Source organism: Variovorax sp. P4_B11 (genome assembly GCF_056402355.1).
Map to the genome: position 1 here is coordinate 1 of NZ_JBFUHO010000069.1, position 15,811 is coordinate 15,811.

General features: G+C 67.2%; 15 protein-coding genes. 14 read left to right on the forward strand and 1 reads right to left on the reverse strand.

Annotation, left to right across the window (positions count from 1 at the left end; translation table 11 throughout):
- The first annotated feature begins 269 nt into the window (after positions 1-269).
- The 12 genes from AC1DYD_RS34905 to AC1DYD_RS34960 all read left to right on the forward strand — a co-directional run bounded on the left by AC1DYD_RS34905 (position 270) and on the right by AC1DYD_RS34960 (position 12,740).
- Positions 270-1,325 (forward strand): TRAP transporter substrate-binding protein, encoded by a 1,056-nt coding sequence (locus AC1DYD_RS34905; RefSeq protein WP_478177312.1) that lies wholly within the window; start codon positions 270-272, stop codon positions 1,323-1,325.
- A gap of 11 nt (positions 1,326-1,336) precedes the next feature.
- On the forward strand, positions 1,337-1,984 hold the full coding sequence (locus AC1DYD_RS34910) for a TRAP transporter small permease subunit (protein WP_478177313.1): 648 nt from the start codon (positions 1,337-1,339) through the stop codon (positions 1,982-1,984).
- A complete protein-coding gene (locus AC1DYD_RS34915) occupies positions 1,981-3,273 on the forward strand; it encodes a TRAP transporter large permease (RefSeq protein ID WP_478177314.1) in 1,293 nt (430 codons plus the stop codon). The genes AC1DYD_RS34910 and AC1DYD_RS34915 overlap by 4 nt, the downstream gene beginning before the upstream one ends.
- Before the next feature lie 7 nt (positions 3,274-3,280).
- The gene (locus tag AC1DYD_RS34920) at positions 3,281-4,657 is read left to right on the forward strand and encodes an amidase (RefSeq protein ID WP_478177315.1); all 1,377 of its coding nucleotides are present in this window, start codon (positions 3,281-3,283) and stop codon (positions 4,655-4,657) included.
- Positions 4,633-5,427, forward strand: coding sequence for a 2-keto-4-pentenoate hydratase (locus AC1DYD_RS34925; protein ID WP_478177316.1), 795 nt, complete (start codon positions 4,633-4,635; stop codon positions 5,425-5,427). Before AC1DYD_RS34920 ends, AC1DYD_RS34925 begins: the two co-directional genes overlap by 25 nt.
- Positions 5,428-5,455: 28 nt before the next feature.
- Positions 5,456-6,226: a fumarylacetoacetate hydrolase family protein gene (locus AC1DYD_RS34930; protein ID WP_478177317.1), complete on the forward strand. Its 771-nt coding sequence runs from the start codon at positions 5,456-5,458 to the stop codon at positions 6,224-6,226.
- A 32-nt stretch (positions 6,227-6,258) separates the two neighbouring features.
- Entirely contained in the window at positions 6,259-7,485 is a 1,227-nt protein-coding gene (locus tag AC1DYD_RS34935) for a pyridoxal-phosphate-dependent aminotransferase family protein (RefSeq protein WP_478177318.1), read from the forward strand.
- Between the two features lie 226 nt (positions 7,486-7,711).
- Positions 7,712-9,025: an MFS transporter gene (locus AC1DYD_RS34940; RefSeq protein ID WP_478177340.1), complete on the forward strand. Its 1,314-nt coding sequence runs from the start codon at positions 7,712-7,714 to the stop codon at positions 9,023-9,025.
- Positions 9,026-9,046: 21 nt separating this feature from the next.
- Positions 9,047-9,766 carry a maleate cis-trans isomerase family protein gene (locus AC1DYD_RS34945; RefSeq protein ID WP_478177319.1) on the forward strand — a complete coding sequence of 240 codons (720 nt, stop codon included), beginning with the start codon at positions 9,047-9,049 and terminating at the stop codon, positions 9,764-9,766.
- Entirely contained in the window at positions 9,763-11,193 is a 1,431-nt protein-coding gene (gene hydA / locus AC1DYD_RS34950) for a dihydropyrimidinase (protein ID WP_478177320.1), read from the forward strand. The genes AC1DYD_RS34945 and hydA overlap by 4 nt, the downstream gene beginning before the upstream one ends.
- 25 nt (positions 11,194-11,218) lie before the next feature.
- Positions 11,219-11,974, forward strand: coding sequence for an aspartate/glutamate racemase family protein (locus AC1DYD_RS34955; RefSeq protein ID WP_478177321.1), 756 nt, complete (start codon positions 11,219-11,221; stop codon positions 11,972-11,974).
- 58 nt (positions 11,975-12,032) lie between these two features.
- On the forward strand, positions 12,033-12,740 hold the full coding sequence (locus AC1DYD_RS34960) for a GntR family transcriptional regulator (protein WP_478177322.1): 708 nt from the start codon (positions 12,033-12,035) through the stop codon (positions 12,738-12,740).
- 76 nt (positions 12,741-12,816) lie between these two features.
- On the opposite strand, the gene AC1DYD_RS34965 is transcribed toward AC1DYD_RS34960, so the two are convergent.
- Positions 12,817-13,830, reverse strand: coding sequence for a LacI family DNA-binding transcriptional regulator (locus AC1DYD_RS34965; RefSeq protein ID WP_478177323.1), 1,014 nt, complete (start codon positions 13,828-13,830; stop codon positions 12,817-12,819).
- Positions 13,831-14,141: 311 nt separating this feature from the next.
- On the opposite strand from AC1DYD_RS34965, the gene AC1DYD_RS34970 reads away from it, so the two are divergent.
- Both AC1DYD_RS34970 and AC1DYD_RS34975 read left to right on the forward strand, forming a co-directional pair.
- Entirely contained in the window at positions 14,142-14,969 is an 828-nt protein-coding gene (locus AC1DYD_RS34970) for a transporter substrate-binding domain-containing protein (RefSeq protein WP_478177324.1), read from the forward strand.
- A 33-nt stretch (positions 14,970-15,002) separates the two neighbouring features.
- A complete protein-coding gene (locus AC1DYD_RS34975; RefSeq protein ID WP_478177325.1) occupies positions 15,003-15,773 on the forward strand; it encodes an amino acid ABC transporter ATP-binding protein in 771 nt (256 codons plus the stop codon).
- The last annotated feature ends 38 nt before the right edge of the window (positions 15,774-15,811 follow it).

The following is a 15,811-nucleotide window of genomic DNA, read 5'->3' on the forward strand; positions in this document are numbered from 1 at the left end:
GGCCCCCACGCTCCCGGCCCCCACGCTCCCTCACTGCGTGTGGTCGCTGCCCCCCGGGGGGCCGCAGGCCGCCTTGGGGCGGCCCGGCGGCGGCCTGGGCGCCCCTGTCTTCCACCGGCGTGCAGCGCCAAGTCCTTGATTCAGAAGAGATTTCGCGCCTGTTCCCACGCAGCGGAATCGTCTGCAGCCCGGCGCTGCGGCGGGATCCAATGGCACATCTTTTCCGAAGTGCCGCCCCGCCAACCCCTCTCTTCTCTCCAGGAGTCTTCATGCTGTTTCACCCGCGCCTCAAATCCATTGCCACGGTCGCTGTGGCAGTGATGCTCGCGCTGCCCGCTTCCCACGCACAAGACAGGATCAAGCTGAAAGCCGTCGGCCAGCCGCTGGCCACCGGGCTGATCCAGAAGAACAAGGAGCAGCCGTTCTTCGAGAACTTCGCAGGCAGGACCGGACTGCCGATCGACGTCGACTACAAGCCCATCGATACGCTGGGCATCAAGGACACCGAGCAGCTGCGCGTCATGAAGGCGGGGCTGTTCGACATCGTGTCGCTGCGCGTGTCGCAGAACTCCCGCGACGAGCCCACCATCCTGGGGCTCGACCTGGTGGGCGCGGCGCCGGACTACGCCACGGGCCGCAAGGTCGCCAAGGCCTACTTCGATACCGCGGATGCGCGCCTGCAGGCGCAGTTCGGCGTCAAGCTGCTCGGCGTCTGGCCTTTCGGCCCGCAGATCCTCTTCTGCAAGAAACCGGTCGCCAAGCTGGCCGACATCAAGGGCATGAAGGTGCGCGTGTACGACCAGAACCTGGCCAAGTTCATCGAGATGGTGGGCGGCACGCCGGTGCCGGTGTCGTTCGCCGACACGCACCAGTCGCTGTCGCTCGGCGTGGTCGATTGCGCGATCACCGGACCGAGCTCGGCCAACTCGGCGGGTTGGCCGGAAGTGACGACGCATCAGATGGCGATCGGCTTCCAGATGGCGCTCAACGGCTACGGCATGACCTTGAAGTCATGGAACGCGCTGGCGCCCGACCAGCAGGCGAAGCTCAAGAAGGCCTTCGACGCCCTGACCGACGACGTCTGGAAGTACTCCGAGGAGCTGTTCCAGGACGCCCTGAACTGCAATGCGGGCAAGGACCCGTGCACCACCGGCAAGAAGTTCAACCTCGTCAACGTGCCGGTCACGCCGGCTGACATCGAGCTGGTGCGCAGCGCCGTGAACAAGGTGTCGCTGCCGGTGTGGGCCGAAGTGTGCGACAAGTCCAACCCCGCCTGCTCGAAGACCTGGCAGGCGACGGTGGCACCGGTGCTGGGGCTGAAGTGAAAAGCGGCGTCATGACGAGCGAGCGGCGGCCCCTTGCAGCGCCCACCGGGAAGGTGGCGCCCGCCGGGCATGTCGACTTCACGGCGCGCATGGAGACGGTGCTGGCCACCGCCTTCGGCGCGATCTTCCTGGGCCTGGCGGTGATCGTCACCATCGAGACCCTTTCGCGGAAGTTGTTCAACGTTTCGCTGCAAGGGGCCGACGAGCTGGGCGGCTATGCACTGGCCGTGGGTTCGACGATCGCCTTCAGCCTGGCCCTCCTGGGGCGCAATCACATCCGTGTCGACGTCTTCCACGAGAAGTTCCCGTTGCGCGTGCAGGCGCTGCTGAACTGGATATCGATCCTCTCGCTGGCTGCCCTGGCCGTGTTCATCGCCTGGGTCGCGTTCAAGGTGATCCAGGACACGATGGCCTACCGCAGCACCGCGCAGACGCCCTGGGCGACGCCGCTCATCATCCCGCAAGGCGTCTGGTACGCAGGGCTGGTGATCTTCGCGCTGGTGGCCTGCGCCCTGGCATGGCGTGCGACGCGGCTGCTGCTGCGCGGCGACATCGCCACGCTCAACAGCGACTTCCATCCGAAAAGCGCGAAGGAAGAGCTGAAGGAGGAACTCGACGACCTCAAGGTGCGCCAGGCGGCCGAAGGAGCGGCATCATGAACATCGCACTGGTCGGACTCGCGTTCTTCTCGATGCTCGCCCTGATGCTGGCCGGCATGCCGATCGCCGTGTCGATGGCGGCGGTCGGGATCATCGGCGGCATCGCCGCCTACGGCGTCCCCTTCATGGACTCGATCGCGCCGGTGGTGTGGGGCGTGCAGAACGAAGCCCTGCTGACCTCCGTGCCGCTGTTCGTGCTGCTCGGCGAGTTGCTGCTGCGCTCCGGCATCGCGGACCGCATGTACATCGCGTTGTCGGCCTGGCTCGGCCGCCTGCCGGGCGGGCTGCTGCACACCAACATCGGCAGTTGCGCGCTGTTCGCGGCAACCTCCGGCTCGTCGGTCGCCACCGCTGCCACGGTCGGGACGGTGGCATTGCCCTCGCTGCAGAAGCGTGGCTACCCGATGCGCGCCTCGCTCGGCAGCCTGGCGGCCGGTGGAACGCTCGGCATCCTGATTCCGCCGAGCGTGAACATGATCGTCTACGGGTCGCTCACCAACAACTCGATCGGCAAGCTGTTCATCGCCGGCATCATCCCGGGCCTTCTGCTCACGCTGTGCTTCATGCTCTGGATCGCGATCTCGAGCCTGGCCAGCGGCAAGGCGATGCGCGAGCCGAAGGTGCCGCTCGACGAACGGCTGCGCGTGCTCGTGCACCTGATCCCGCCGATGGTGGTGTTCGGCATCGTGATGGGGAGCCTGTACTTCGGGATCGCCACCGCGGCGGAGAGTGCCGCGCTGGGCGTGATGGCGGCGCTCGGCTTCGTCTGGCAGTCTGGCAAGCTGAACCGGGAGCTGCTGCGCAACTGCTGTGTCTCGACGGCGCGCGTGAGCGGCATGATCCTGCTGATCGTCGCGGCGGCCTTCATCCTGAACCTGACGGTGAGTCTCACCGGCGTCGCCGAGGCGATGACGAAGTGGGTCGCGGGACTGGGGCTGTCGGCCACCGGCCTGATCCTGGCCCTGATCGTGTTCTACCTGATCCTCGGCATGTTCATGGACGTGCTGTCGATGCAGGTCGCGACGATCCCGATCACCTACCCGATCGCGACCGCGATCGGCGTCGACCCGATCTGGTTCGGCATCTTCATCGTGCTGATGTGCGAGCTGGGACTGATCACGCCGCCGGTGGGAATGAACCTGTTCGTCGTGCACGGCATCCGTCCGGACAAGGGCGGCATCGAGGACGCGATCTACGGCGCGCTGCCCTATGCGCTGATCATGATCCTGTTCACGCTGCTGCTGATGGCCGTGCCGCAGCTGGTGACCTGGCTGCCGGCGCACATGTGAGGCCGCGATGAACAGCCCGCTCTGGCAACTCACGGCGACGCAGCTCGTGGCCGGCTTTCGCGATGCGTCGTTCACGCCGACCCAGGCGCTGCGGGCCTGCATGGCGCGCAGCGCCGAAGTCAACCCGCGGCTCAACGCGCTCATCACGCTCGACGGCGAAGGTGCGGCGCACGCCGCCGAGCAAAGCAGCGCGCGCTGGCGCCAAGGCCGGGCGCTCGGCGCGCTCGACGGAGTGCCCGTCACGATCAAGGACAACCTGCAGGTGCGGGGCCTGCCGACCCACTGGGGCAGTCGTGCCCTCGGCGGACTCACCGCCGAGCGCGACGAGCTTCCGGTCGCCAGGCTGCGCGAAGGCGGCGCGGTGATCTTCGGCAAGACCAACGTGCCCGAGTTCACGATGCAGGGCTACACCGACAACCCGGTGTTCGGCCCCACGGGCAATCCGTGGAACCCGGCGCTCACGCCGGGCGGCTCATCGGGTGGGGCGGTGGCGCTGGTGGCCGCCGGCGGATGTCCGATCGCCCTGGGCACCGACGGCGGTGGCTCGATCCGCAGGCCCGCCTCGCACACCAACCTGGTCGGCTTCAAGCCTTCCCGGGGGCGGGTGCCGCGCGGCGGCGGATTGCCGCCGATCTTTCTCGACTTCGAGGTGGCGGGGCCGATTGCGCGCAGCGTGGCCGACGTCGAGGCGATGATGCGGGTGATCGGCCGCGGCGCGATGGAGGAGGGCCGTTCGCCAGGCGCGCGCATTCTCTTCATACCGCGCTTCGGCGATCACCCCGTCGATCCGCAGATCGCGGCGTTGACCGCGGCGGCGGCTCGGCGGCTCGCCGCGCTGGGCCACGCGCTCACGACGGCGCAGGACTTCGACATGGTCGAGGCGGTCAATGAACGCTGGCCGCTGCTGGCGCAGGTGGGCCTGGCATGGCTCGTTGCGCACCCGCAGGCCCTGTCCGGCCGGCCCTTCGATTCTTCGCTGTTCGGCCCGGTGATGCAGGCGAATGCCGAAGCCGGCCGCAAGGCCGCCGCTTCCGATCTGTTCGACCTGCTGTTCGAAGCGGAACGGTTGCGCAACGCGCTGTCGCGCCTGTTCGACCGATACGACTTCCTGTTGACGCCGGCGGCGGCTGCGCTGCCGTGGCCGGCGAATCAAACGCATCCGTCGCGCATCGACGGGCGCGAGGTCGGGCCGCGCGGGCACGCGGTGTTCGCGGGCTTCGCGAATGCAGTCGGCCTGCCGGCCATTGCGCTGCCCTGCGGCTTCGCGGACGGCATGCCGGTCGGCATGCAGCTGGTGGCCCGCGAAGGCGCGGACGACGCGCTGCTCGCGCTGGCCCGCTCGATCGAGGAAGCCCATCCATGGCAGCGCTTCCCCGTGCTTTGACGGCGTCGGCAGGCGTGCCGGCCGAGTTCACGCCGGTCGCGGCGGCGCAGGCACTGTGCCTTGCGCGGCGCGATGGCCGGCGTGTGCCGTCGACGCTGCTGAAATCGCGAGATCGCGACGAGGCCTATGCGATCCAGGATGCGACGCTGGCGGCGATCGGCCCGATCGGGGGCTGGAAAGTCGGCGCGAGCGGCCCCGGTCAGGAGCCGGTCTGCGCGCCGCTGCCGGCCGAGGGGCTGATGCCCAACGGGGCGGTGCTCCAGGGCTCGGCGTGGCGTCTGCGCGGTGCCGCAGCCGAGGTCGCCTTCCGCTTGGGCTCCGACCTGCCGCCGCGCGCCAGGCCCTACACGCGCGACGAGGTCGCGCAGGCGATCGCTTCGGTGCTGCCCGCGATCGAGGTGGCGGAAACCCGCCTGGCCGATTGGCTCGATGCGGATCCCGCGGCGCTGCTCGCCGATCTGCAGTGCCATGGCGGACTCGTGCTCGGCGAGCCCGAGGCTTTCGAGCCCGCGTGGTTCGACCTGAAACGGACCGAGGTCGTGATGCGCTTCGACGAGCAGGTCGTCGCGCACACGGTCGGCGAACACGCCCACCCCGACGTCGGCGGGCTGCTGGTGTGGCTTGCCAACCATTGCATGGCGCGCGGCGCGGGTCTCAAGGCCGGCCACGTGGTCACGACCGGCTCGTGTACCGGGATGCTGTTCGCATCGCAAGGTACCGCCGTGCATATGGAAGTGGCCGACCTGGCGTCGCTGAGCGCCTTCTTCTGAGCTTTCCGAAACCGAACAGGAAATCGATATGTCCCTTTCAAGGATCGATGCAGTCGCCGAAGCGCTGGTTCGCGCGCGCCGCGACAACCGCTTGCTCCCTGCCGCCCCGCTGGCCGACGCTCTCGGCGACGCCGGCGACGCCTATGCGGTGCAGCAGCGGGTGGCCGCCGAGTGCGGCTGGTTCGCGCGCTCGCCGCCGCAGTACTGGAAAGCGGGCGGGCCGTCGCGCGACGCGCTGCTGACCTGCGCGCCGCTGCCGCCGGGCGGCGTCTGGACCAGCCCGGCGCGCGCCGTTCACTGGCCGTTCCGGCTGCGCGGCATCGAGGCCGAAGTGGCCTTGCGGCTCGGACGCGAGGTCGATCCATCGCTTGCATCGACGCTGGAGGTCGACAGTGCGCGTGCCCTGGTCGATGCGATGGCGGTCTCGATCGAAATCGTCGATTCGCGTTGGCAGGAAGGCCTCGACGCGCCTGCGCTGTGCAAGCTGGCCGACCTGCAATCGCACGGCGCGCTGGTGCTGGGCGACTGGGTTGCGTTCGCCGGGCGGGACTGGAGCGCGCAGACCTGCGCGGTGCGCATCGGCATGCAGGCGCCCGTCGAACGCTGCGGCAGCCACTCGCTCGGCGACCCTGCGCAGGTGCTGCCGGCGTGGCTGCGTCACGCCACGCGCCATGGCGAGCGCGTCGCGGCCGGCACGATGGTGACCACCGGCACGTGGGTGGGCGTTCTGACTGCGGCCGAGGGCGAGCTCGTCAGCGTTGAATTTCCGGGCATCGGCCGTGCGTCGGTGCAGTTGTAGACCCTTGAACAAGACAAAGGACCGAGACAGACATGATCGCACTCGACAACCATCCCAGCGGCCGGCATTTCCTGCAGATTCCGGGCCCGAGCCCCGTGCCCGACCGCATTCTTCGGGCGATCAGCCTGCCGACCATCGACCATCGCGGGCCCGAGTTCGCAACCCTCGGCATGAAGGTGATCGGCGGGCTGCAGCAGGTGTTCCAGACGCGGCATCCGGTGGTCGTCTATCCGGCGTCGGGCACCGGCGCGTGGGAGGCCGCGCTGGTCAACGTGATGAGTCCCGGCGACAGCGTGCTGATGTTCGAGACCGGCCACTTCGCGTCGCTGTGGCAGAAGATGGCGCAAAGGCTGGGTCTGGAGCCCGAGTTCCTGGCCTTGCCGGGCATCGACGAGACCGGCCTGCCGCGCAGCTGGCGCCATGGCGTGCAGGCCGACCTGATCGAGGAGCGCCTGCGCAAGGACGGCGCGCATCGCATCAAGGCCGTGTGCGTCGTGCACAACGAGACCTCCACGGGCGTCACCTCCGACATCGTCGCCGTGCGCCGCGCGATCGACGCGGCGGGCCATCCGGCGCTGCTGATGGTCGACACCATCTCCGGCCTGGCCAGTGCCGACTACCGCCACGACGCGTGGGGTGTCGACGTCACCATCAGCGGCTCGCAAAAGGGGCTGATGCTGCCGCCGGGCATCAGCTTCAACGCGCTGTCGCCCAAGGCGATCGAGGTCGGCAGGACGGCGCGCCTGCCCAAGGCCTTCTGGGCCTGGGACGAGATCGTCGAGATGAACAAGGGCGGCTACTGGCCCTACACGCCCAGCACGAACCTGCTCTACGGACTCAGCGAAGCGCTCGACATGCTGCTCGAGCAAGGCCTGCCAGCGGTGTTCGAGCGCCACCAGCGCTGGGGCGAGGGCGTTCGCACCGCGGTGCGTGCCTGGGGGCTGCCGACGCAATGCGCGGACGAGCGGGTTCATTCGCCGGTGCTGACCGGCGTCATCACACCGCAAGGGGTCGATGCCGATGCGCTGCGCAAGCTGATCCACGAGCGCTTCGATCTCTCGCTCGGCGCCGGGCTGGGCAAGCTGAAGGGCCGCATGTTCCGCATCGGGCACCTGGGCGATTGCAACGACCTGACGCTGATGGCCGCCCTGACGGGGGTCGAGATGGGCCTGAAGCTGGCAGGGGTGCCGCTGGCCGGCAGTGGCGTGCTGGCCGCCATGGCGTACTTTGCGCAAATGCCTGCCGCGAAGGCGGGGTGAGTCCTGCGGGGCAGGCGGACTTCCTAGGTGTTTTCACTAACGTCGACATTAATTGTCAACATCATTGTTGACATGAAATTCGACAAAATCTAAAGTCCGCCCACAGCCTCGGTGGTGCATTGGTCAGACCCGCCCCGACTCGCGGCTGCAAGCTCGCCAGCCTGCCGGGTGCGTCCCTGCAGGCTGGCACCCCGCCACGCAAGGAGACAAACCGATGCAACCCACCATGACGGCCGGCGCGACAGCGATCGCCGCAGCGCCCGACACCGCCCTCCAGCCCTCGAAGGTTCGCTGGAAGATCTTCCTGATGATGTTGTTCCTCATCTCGATCAACTACATCGATCGGGCGTCGCTGTCCGTGGCCATGCCGCTGATCGCCAAGGAGTTCGACATCGGACCGGCCGTGCAGGGCCTGCTGCTCAGTTCATTCTTCTGGACCTATGCGCTGATGCAGATTCCGGGCGGCATGCTGGCCGACCGCTTCGGTCCTCGCGTCGTCATTGCCGGCGCGACGCTCGGCTGGGGTTTCTTCCAGGCCATCGCCGCCTTCTGCACCGGCTGGGTCCCCCTGCTGCTGACCCGCCTGGGCCTGGGGGCCGCCGAGGCGCCGATCTATCCGGCGGGCGGCAAGCTCAACGGGATCTGGATGACGCAGAACGAGCGCGGCCGGGGCGCGACCCTGCTCGACGGCGGCGCGCCACTGGGCGCCGCACTGGGCGCGATCCTGATCTCGGGCCTCATCGCGGTGCTCGGCTCGTGGCGCCTGTCCTTCGTGATCGCGGGCGTCGGCACCGTCGTCGCCGGCTTCTTCGCCTGGAGCTACATCCGCAACCATCCGCGCCAGCATCCCGGCGTCAACGAGGCGGAAGCCCGGTACATCGAGGCCAGCCATGCCCAGGACGCCGCCAGCGAGCCGCAAGGCGCCAGCGGCCGCCTGCTCGACTTCCTGCGCTTCCGTTCGGTCTGGGGCATGTTCTTCGGCTGGATGTGCTTCAACGCGCTCTTCTACGGCCTGCTCACGTGGATGCCGAACTACCTGTCCAAGGTCCATGGCTTCGACATCAAGCAGATGGGCGGGGCGGTGTTCATCATGTTCTTCTCGGGCTTCGTCGGCGAGATGTTCGGCGGCTGGCTGGCCGACAAGTGGAAGGCCGCGGGCGCCTCGACCAGCAAGGTGCTGCGCACGCTGTTCGGCATCTCTTCGGTGATCGCCACCATTGCGATCTACACGGTGTCGCAGATCACGAGCCCGGTCCTGGTCGTCATCCTGCTGTCGATCACGCTGTTCTTCCTGCGCTGGTGCGGCCTGTTCTGGTGCGTGCCGTCGATCCTCGGTCGCCGGGCGCATGTCGGCTTCCTGGGCGGCACGATGAACCTGGGCGGCAACGTCGCGGGCATCGGCGTGCCGATCGTGGTCGGCCTGATCGTGCAGGCGACCGGTTCCTACTTCCTGGCGCTGATGCTCTTCGCCGCGGCGGGTGCAGGCTTGTTCGTCTGCTCCACGCTGTTGATCGACTACAGCAAGAAGCTGCCCGTCTAGTCCACTTTCCAGGCCCGCGACATGTCCCAGAAAAAACGCATCGGCGTCCTGACGCCTTCCTCCAACACGGCGCTCGAGCCGCTGACCAGCGCCATGGTCGCCGGCATGCCGGGCGTCTCGGCGCACTTCTCGCGATTCCGGGTCACCGAGATCTCGATGGGCGAGAAGTCGCAGGGCCAGTTCGACGAGCGCGCGATCCTGGACGCGGCCGGCCTGCTCGCCGACGCGAAGGTCGACGTGATCTGCTGGAGCGGCACCTCGGCGAGCTGGCTCGGCTTCGAGCGCGATCGCGCACTGTGCGCACGCATCGCCGAGGTGACGGGCATTCCCGCCACCACCTCGGTGCTGGCGCTCAATGACCTGCTGGCTGCGCAGGGCGCACGCACGCTGGGCCTGGTGTCGCCCTACGTCGAGGACGTTCAACGGCGCATCGTCGCCAACTACGCGGCACTCGACGTCGAGTGCATCGCCGAACGGCACCTCGACCTGACGGTGAATTTCTCCTTCGCCGAAGTCGCACCCGATACCTTGCGCAAGATGATTCGCGAGGTGGCGCAGGCGAAGCCCGACGCCATCACCGTGATGTGCACCAACCTGCACGGTGCGCCGCTGGTCGACGAGATGGAGCGCGAGCTGGGCATCCCGATCTACGACTCGGTGGCGACCGTGGTCTGGAAGGCGCTGAAGATCACCGGCGTCGACACGCGCGGCGTCAAGGGCTGGGGAGGCCTGTTCTCATGAGCGCCAAGGGTCTCGATCTCGTCGTGCGCAATGCGCGCGTGGCCACGGCCAGCGACACCTTCGACGCCGACATCGGCATCGTCGACGGCCGCATCGTTCAACTCGGCACGGGCTTGCCTGCCGGCGTCCGCGAGATCGATGCGGCCGGCGCCTTCGTCACGCCGGGCGGCGTCGATGCGCACTGCCATCTCGACCAGCCCATGCAGGCGCCGGTGCGGATGGCCGACGATTTCGACACCGGAACCCGTGCCGCGGCATGCGGCGGAACGACCACCGTGATCCCGTTCGCCGCGCAGGAAAAAGGCCAGTCGCTGCGCGCCGCGGTGCGCGACTACCACGAGCGCGCCGAAGGCCGCGCGCACGTCGATCACGCCTTTCACCTGATCGTCAGCGATCCGACCGAAGAGGTGCTCAAGCACGAGTTGCCGCAGCTGATCGCCGAGGGCTACACCTCGTTCAAGATCTACATGACCTACGACGACCTCAAGCTCGACGACGGCCAGATCCTGGACGTGCTCGAAGTGGCGCGGCGCCACGACGCGATGGCGATGATCCACGCCGAGAACGCCGACTGCATCGAATGGCTGACCAGGCGCCTGGAGGCCAGTGGCCGCACGGCGCCGCGTTTTCACGCGCATTCGCGGCCGATGCTGGTCGAGCGCGAGGCGACGCATCGCGCCATCGCCTTGTCGGAACTCGTCGACGTCCCGATCATGATCGTCCACGTGTCGGGCAAGGAAGCCGTCGAGCAGATCCGCTGGGCGCGCGCGCAGGGCCTGCACGTGTTCGCGGAGACCTGTCCGCAGTACCTGTTCCTCACCGCCGAGGACCTCGGCATCGACGACAGCTATGGCGGCGCACGCTGCGTGTGCAGCCCGCCGCCGCGCAACAAGGACAACCAGCAAGTCATCTGGAACGGCCTGGCCGACGGCTTGTTCACGATCTTCTCCTCCGATCACGCGCCGTTCCGCTACGACGCGCCGGAAGGCAAGAAGCCGGGCGGCCAGGAGGTCGGGTTCCGCCACATTCCCAATGGCATCCCGGGCATCGAGACGCGGCTGCCGCTGCTGTTCTCGCACGGCGTGCTCGACGGCCGCATCACCATCAACCGCTTCGTCGAGCTGACGTCGACCAACCCCGCCAAGGCCTACGGCCTGCATCCGCGCAAGGGCACCATCGCGATCGGTGCCGATGCCGACCTCGTGGTCTGGGGCGCGACGCCGCGCCAAGTGCGCAATGCCGATCTTCACCACGCGGTGGACTACACGCCCTACGAGGGCATCGAGGTGAAGGCATGGCCGGCGCTGACGATCGCGCGCGGCGAGGTGGTGTGGGACGGCCACACCTTCCATCCGCGCGCCGGCCGCGGCCAGTTCCTGAAGCGCGGCAGGCCGAGCCTGCTGCCGGCCGCGCGACCCGTCCCCTGACACCACGCAGTCACCGAGGCCTACCATGAACCTGCTGCTGATCAACCCCAACACCTCCCAGAGCGTTTCCGACCTGATCGAGGCAGAGGCGCGCCGCGCCGCTGCGCCGGACACCCGCATCAAAGTACTCACCGCGCCCTTCGGCGTCGCCTACATCGAGACCCGCTTCGAATCGCTGATCGGCGCCTTCGCCACCGCCACGCTGGCCGCCGAGCATTGCGACCAACACGACGCCATCGTCGTCGCCGCCTTCGGCGACCCGGGCATCGACGGGCTGCGCGAAGTGCTCGACATCCCCGTGGTCGGTCTGACCGAGGCGGCGTTGATGAGTGCCTGCCTGCTCGGCAAGCGCTTCTCGATCGTGGCGATCTCGCACCGGATCACCGCGTGGTATCGCGAATGCGTTCGTGCCAACGGCCTGAGTGATCGGCTGGCGAGCATCCGCAACCTGGACAACCCGTTGAAGGATATCGGGCGCGTCCAGGAAGACCACAGCGCGCGCCTGGAAGCGCTGTGTCTGTCGGCCGTGCAGGACGACGGTGCGGACGTGATCATCATCGCCGGCGCACCGCTGGCGGGCCTGGCGCGGGCCATCCGGGACCGGATCCCCGTGCCCGTGGTCGATGGCGTGTCGAGTGCCGTGTGCCATGCGCAGACGCTGGTGTCGCTGGGGACGCTGCCCGCGCGCCAGGGCAGCTTCGCACCGCCGCCGATCAAGCCGAACCATGGATTGCCCGAGGGCATCGCACGGCTGCTCGCGCGAGACCGCACACAGAGATGAACATTCGCCGACATGACGGCTTCCTGATGTCCGAGCTCCGTCGTTAAGATCGCAAGGCATGCCAAAGAAACAGATTTCTCCCAAGGAAGCGAGCGGGCCGGGCCGCGAGCAGAGCGTCGATGCCATCGCCGAGAAGATCTCCACGGCGATCCTCGAACATCGGCTGGCGCCGGGCACCAAGCTCGGTGAAGACCGGCTGGCCACCATCTTCGGCACCAGCCGCGCCAAGGTGCGCGAGGTGCTGGCCCGACTGGCCCACGAGCAGATCGTCGAACTGGTGCCGCAGCGCGGTGCGCATGTCGCCAAGCCGTCCATCGAGCAGGCGCGGGATGTCTTCGAGGCGCGCCGCCTGATCGAGCCCGGCGTGCTGCGCCGGCTTGTCGGCGTGATGGACGACTTCAAGATGCAGCGCCTGCGCCGGCATCTCGAACTCGAGGCCGACGCGCGTCAGCGCAACGATGCGCGGGCCGTGGTGCGCTTGTCCGGCGAATTCCACCTGCTGCTGGCCGAGCTGGCAGGCAACTCGGCGCTGGCGCGCACCATGCGCGAGCTGTCGACCCTGACCTGCCTGATCATCTCGCTGTACGACGCGCCCACCGCCACCAGCTGCCGCGCCGACGAGCATGAGGAGATCGTCGAGGCCATCAAGCGAAACGACGCCCGGCGCGCCGAGACGCTCATGCTTCACCACCTCGATCACATCCAGGAAAGCCTCAAGCTCGACGCCGGCAGCGACGAGGCCGACCTCGAGAGCATTCTGGGATAGGGGGCGGCCTGGACGGCCTGGACGGCCTGGGCGGCCGCTTGCGGGCCGTCGCCGCCGCGCTCAGCCCGGCCGGCTCTCAACCGGACTGGCGAAGCACAAGACGCGGCTCGGCCAGAAAGGTTTGACGCGCGCGGTCGGGTGATTGAATGCGATCCAGGAGGATCGCCGCTGCGTGCTCGCCCAACTCGCCGGGACGAATGTCGATCGTGCTGAGCGGAGGGTTGGAATGCGCCGCATCCTGGACATTGTCAAAACCCATCAAGCCGAAATCCTCGCCGGCGTGCATGCCCTTCTCGCCGAGTGCAGACATGGCGCCAAAGGCAACCACGTCGTTGTAGCAGATGGCTGCGGTCGGTCGCGGCTTCTTGTCCAGCAGGGTGTTCATGGATTCGTACCCGCCTTGTCGCGTCGGATGCGCCGGGACCAGCAGTTCCTCGTCGAACGCAAGCTTGCGTTCGGCCAGCGCCGCCCTGAATCCCTTCAGACGCTGTTCGAGCACAACGCCGGTGCGACCTCCGAGGAATCCGATACGGGTGTGCCCCGAATCGAGGAGGTGCCTGGTGGCCGCGTAGATGCCTCTTTCATTGTCGGCACCCGCGAAATCGTAGGCGCCGGGACCCAAGGTGCGGACCATCACGACCATCGGCATGCCCCACGACGCCACTTCTTTCGTCAAGCTGCGCGGCGTTCCGTAGGCCGGGCACAGCACAAGGCCGGCAGCCCCTTGCTCCCTCATCGTGCGCAAGACCTGGTTCTGCCGGACCACGTCCTCGCTGGTGTGGGCCATCAACACGATGTATCCCGCCTCGACCAGCTTTCGCTCGACACCGATCAGGATCTCGGCGAAGAAGGGATTGGTGAGGTCGTTGACGATCACGCCGATCGTCTTGGAGGCGCCGCCACGCAATTCGCCGGCTCGGCTGTTGTACACATAGCCGAGCTTGCGCGCTGCTTCGCGAACCCGTCCAGCCGTCTCGGCCGGAATGAGGGGGCTGTGTTTGAGGACCAGCGATACGGTCGACTTGGAAACGTTTGCCTCTGCCGCGACATCGAGGATCGTGACCGAACGGGGCATGGATGGATTGCGCATGGTTGATTGACTGTTTCCCCGACTCTACGACGAGACCTTGCCGCCCGCCGCCCGCGGCAGCCGGGCTCTTCCAAGGCATGGGTGTTTTCCCTAGAACCCGTTGACGCTGCTATTGGAACGATCCAATAATACATTCAACCGTTCCAATGGAGCAATCGGAGGCGATCTTCAGCGTGGTGGGGGCGGTCTATTTCGCCTTGTGCTGGCCGCTCTCGTCGCTGGCAGGACGAATGGAGCAGCGCCTGAAACGCGCAGCCGCTCGGTAGTCCCACGCCAATCCGCTTTCATCGAACCACAGACCAGGAGACATCATGTTCCATTCCCATGCACGCCGCCGCTTCATGACCTTCGCCACTGCCGCACTGTGCGGGGGTCTGCTGGGTTCCCTCGCAATGAATGCGACTGCGCAGACCGTGGATGAAATCAAGAAGAAGGGGACGGTGACGATCGGCATCCTGGTCGATTTCCCTCCTTACGGCACCGTGGACGGTTCGAATCAGCCGGACGGATACGACGCCGACGTGGCCAAGTTGCTGGCGAAGGACTGGGGCGTCAAGCTCAATCTCGTCCCGGTAACCGGACCGAACCGGATTCCGTTCCTGCTGACCAACAAGGTCGATCTGCTCATCGCGTCGTTCTCGCCGACGCCCGAGCGCGCCAAGCAGGTCCAGTTCTCCCGGCCGCATAGCGCTGCGACGATCGTGCTGTATGGCCAGAAGAAGCTCTCGATCAAGACGCCGGCCGACCTGAAGGGTGTGCGCGTGGCCGTTGCACGAGCGAGCACGCAAGACACTGCGCTGACCGCTGTCGCGCCCGAAGGCACTGAGATCCGTCGCTTCGATGACGATGCGTCGGCGATGCAGGCGCTGCTCTCGGGACAAGTCGATGCGCTGGGCTGCGCGACGACCATCGCGCAGCAAGTCGCCAAGCGGCTCGGGGACGTCTACGAGACCAAGCTGGTGCTGCGGCAACAGTACATGGCGCCGGCGATGCGCCTGGGGCAGCCCGACCTGCTCCATGGCGTCGATGCCTTCGTGGGCAAGTACGCGGACAACGGCGAACTGAACAAGCTCTACAAGAAATGGCTGCAGACGGACTTGCCGACGCTGCCGACCACGCCGATGCCGGCGGCAAACTGAAGCGGCGGGAACCCACGATCGAATGGCAACCCCATGAGCACCGAACCCATCATCCGAATCGAGAAGGCCAACAAGTGGTTTGGGCAGTTCCAGGTCCTGACCGAAGTCGACCTGGAGGTCCGCGCGGGCGAGCGGATCGTCGTTTGCGGGCCCTCGGGGTCGGGCAAGTCCACACTCATTCGCTGCATCAATCACCTGGAAAAGATCGAGAAGGGCCGCATCGTGGTGGACGGCATCGAACTCACCGGACATCGGCGAAGGAATGTGGATGCGGTTCGCCGTGAAGTCGGCATGGTGTTCCAGCAGTTCAACCTGTTCCCCCATCTGACCGTACTGCAGAACTGCACGCTGTCACCGATGCATTCGCGCGGCGTTTCGCACGACGAGGCCGAGGCGACGGCAATGAAGTACCTGGAACGGGTGCGGATTCCCGATCAGGCGCACAAGCATCCAAGCCAGCTTTCCGGGGGGCAACAACAGCGCGTGGCGATCGCGCGGGCGCTGTGCATGCATCCGAAGATCATGCTGTTCGACGAGCCGACCTCCGCGCTGGATCCGGAGATGGTGAAGGAAGTGCTCGACACGATGATCGGCCTGGCGGACGACGGCATGACGATGATATGTGTGACCCACGAGATGGGCTTCGCGCGTCAAGTCGCAGACCGGGTCATCTTCATGGCCGAAGGCCGCGTGCTGGAAGAGGCACGCCCACAGGCCTTCTTCGGCTGCCCGGAGCACCCGAAGCTGAAGGCCTTTCTCGGACAGATTCTCAGTTCGGCCGAGCAGCAGCCGGCACTGCACTGACGGCGCATCCGTCGTCAACGTCCCAACCCCTGGAGAAA

What these genes read in the sequence shown, in the direction of transcription:
- AC1DYD_RS34955 (WP_478177321.1), top strand. Translation starts at nt 11,219, where the DNA reads ATGAACCTGCTGCTGATCAACCCCAACACCTCCCAGAGCGTTTCCGAC.
- AC1DYD_RS34925 (WP_478177316.1), top strand. Translation starts at nt 4,633, where the DNA reads ATGGCAGCGCTTCCCCGTGCTTTGACGGCGTCGGCAGGCGTGCCGGCC.
- AC1DYD_RS34965 (WP_478177323.1), bottom strand. Translation starts at nt 13,830, where the DNA reads ATGCGCAATCCATCCATGCCCCGTTCGGTCACGATCCTCGATGTCGCG.
- AC1DYD_RS34975 (WP_478177325.1), top strand. Translation starts at nt 15,003, where the DNA reads ATGAGCACCGAACCCATCATCCGAATCGAGAAGGCCAACAAGTGGTTT.
- AC1DYD_RS34915 (WP_478177314.1), top strand. Translation starts at nt 1,981, where the DNA reads ATGAACATCGCACTGGTCGGACTCGCGTTCTTCTCGATGCTCGCCCTG.
- AC1DYD_RS34935 (WP_478177318.1), top strand. Translation starts at nt 6,259, where the DNA reads ATGATCGCACTCGACAACCATCCCAGCGGCCGGCATTTCCTGCAGATT.
- AC1DYD_RS34970 (WP_478177324.1), top strand. Translation starts at nt 14,142, where the DNA reads ATGTTCCATTCCCATGCACGCCGCCGCTTCATGACCTTCGCCACTGCC.
- AC1DYD_RS34920 (WP_478177315.1), top strand. Translation starts at nt 3,281, where the DNA reads ATGAACAGCCCGCTCTGGCAACTCACGGCGACGCAGCTCGTGGCCGGC.
- AC1DYD_RS34940 (WP_478177340.1), top strand. Translation starts at nt 7,712, where the DNA reads ATGACGGCCGGCGCGACAGCGATCGCCGCAGCGCCCGACACCGCCCTC.
- AC1DYD_RS34930 (WP_478177317.1), top strand. Translation starts at nt 5,456, where the DNA reads ATGTCCCTTTCAAGGATCGATGCAGTCGCCGAAGCGCTGGTTCGCGCG.
- AC1DYD_RS34910 (WP_478177313.1), top strand. Translation starts at nt 1,337, where the DNA reads ATGACGAGCGAGCGGCGGCCCCTTGCAGCGCCCACCGGGAAGGTGGCG.
- hydA (WP_478177320.1), top strand. Translation starts at nt 9,763, where the DNA reads ATGAGCGCCAAGGGTCTCGATCTCGTCGTGCGCAATGCGCGCGTGGCC.
- AC1DYD_RS34905 (WP_478177312.1), top strand. Translation starts at nt 270, where the DNA reads ATGCTGTTTCACCCGCGCCTCAAATCCATTGCCACGGTCGCTGTGGCA.
- AC1DYD_RS34960 (WP_478177322.1), top strand. Translation starts at nt 12,033, where the DNA reads ATGCCAAAGAAACAGATTTCTCCCAAGGAAGCGAGCGGGCCGGGCCGC.
- AC1DYD_RS34945 (WP_478177319.1), top strand. Translation starts at nt 9,047, where the DNA reads ATGTCCCAGAAAAAACGCATCGGCGTCCTGACGCCTTCCTCCAACACG.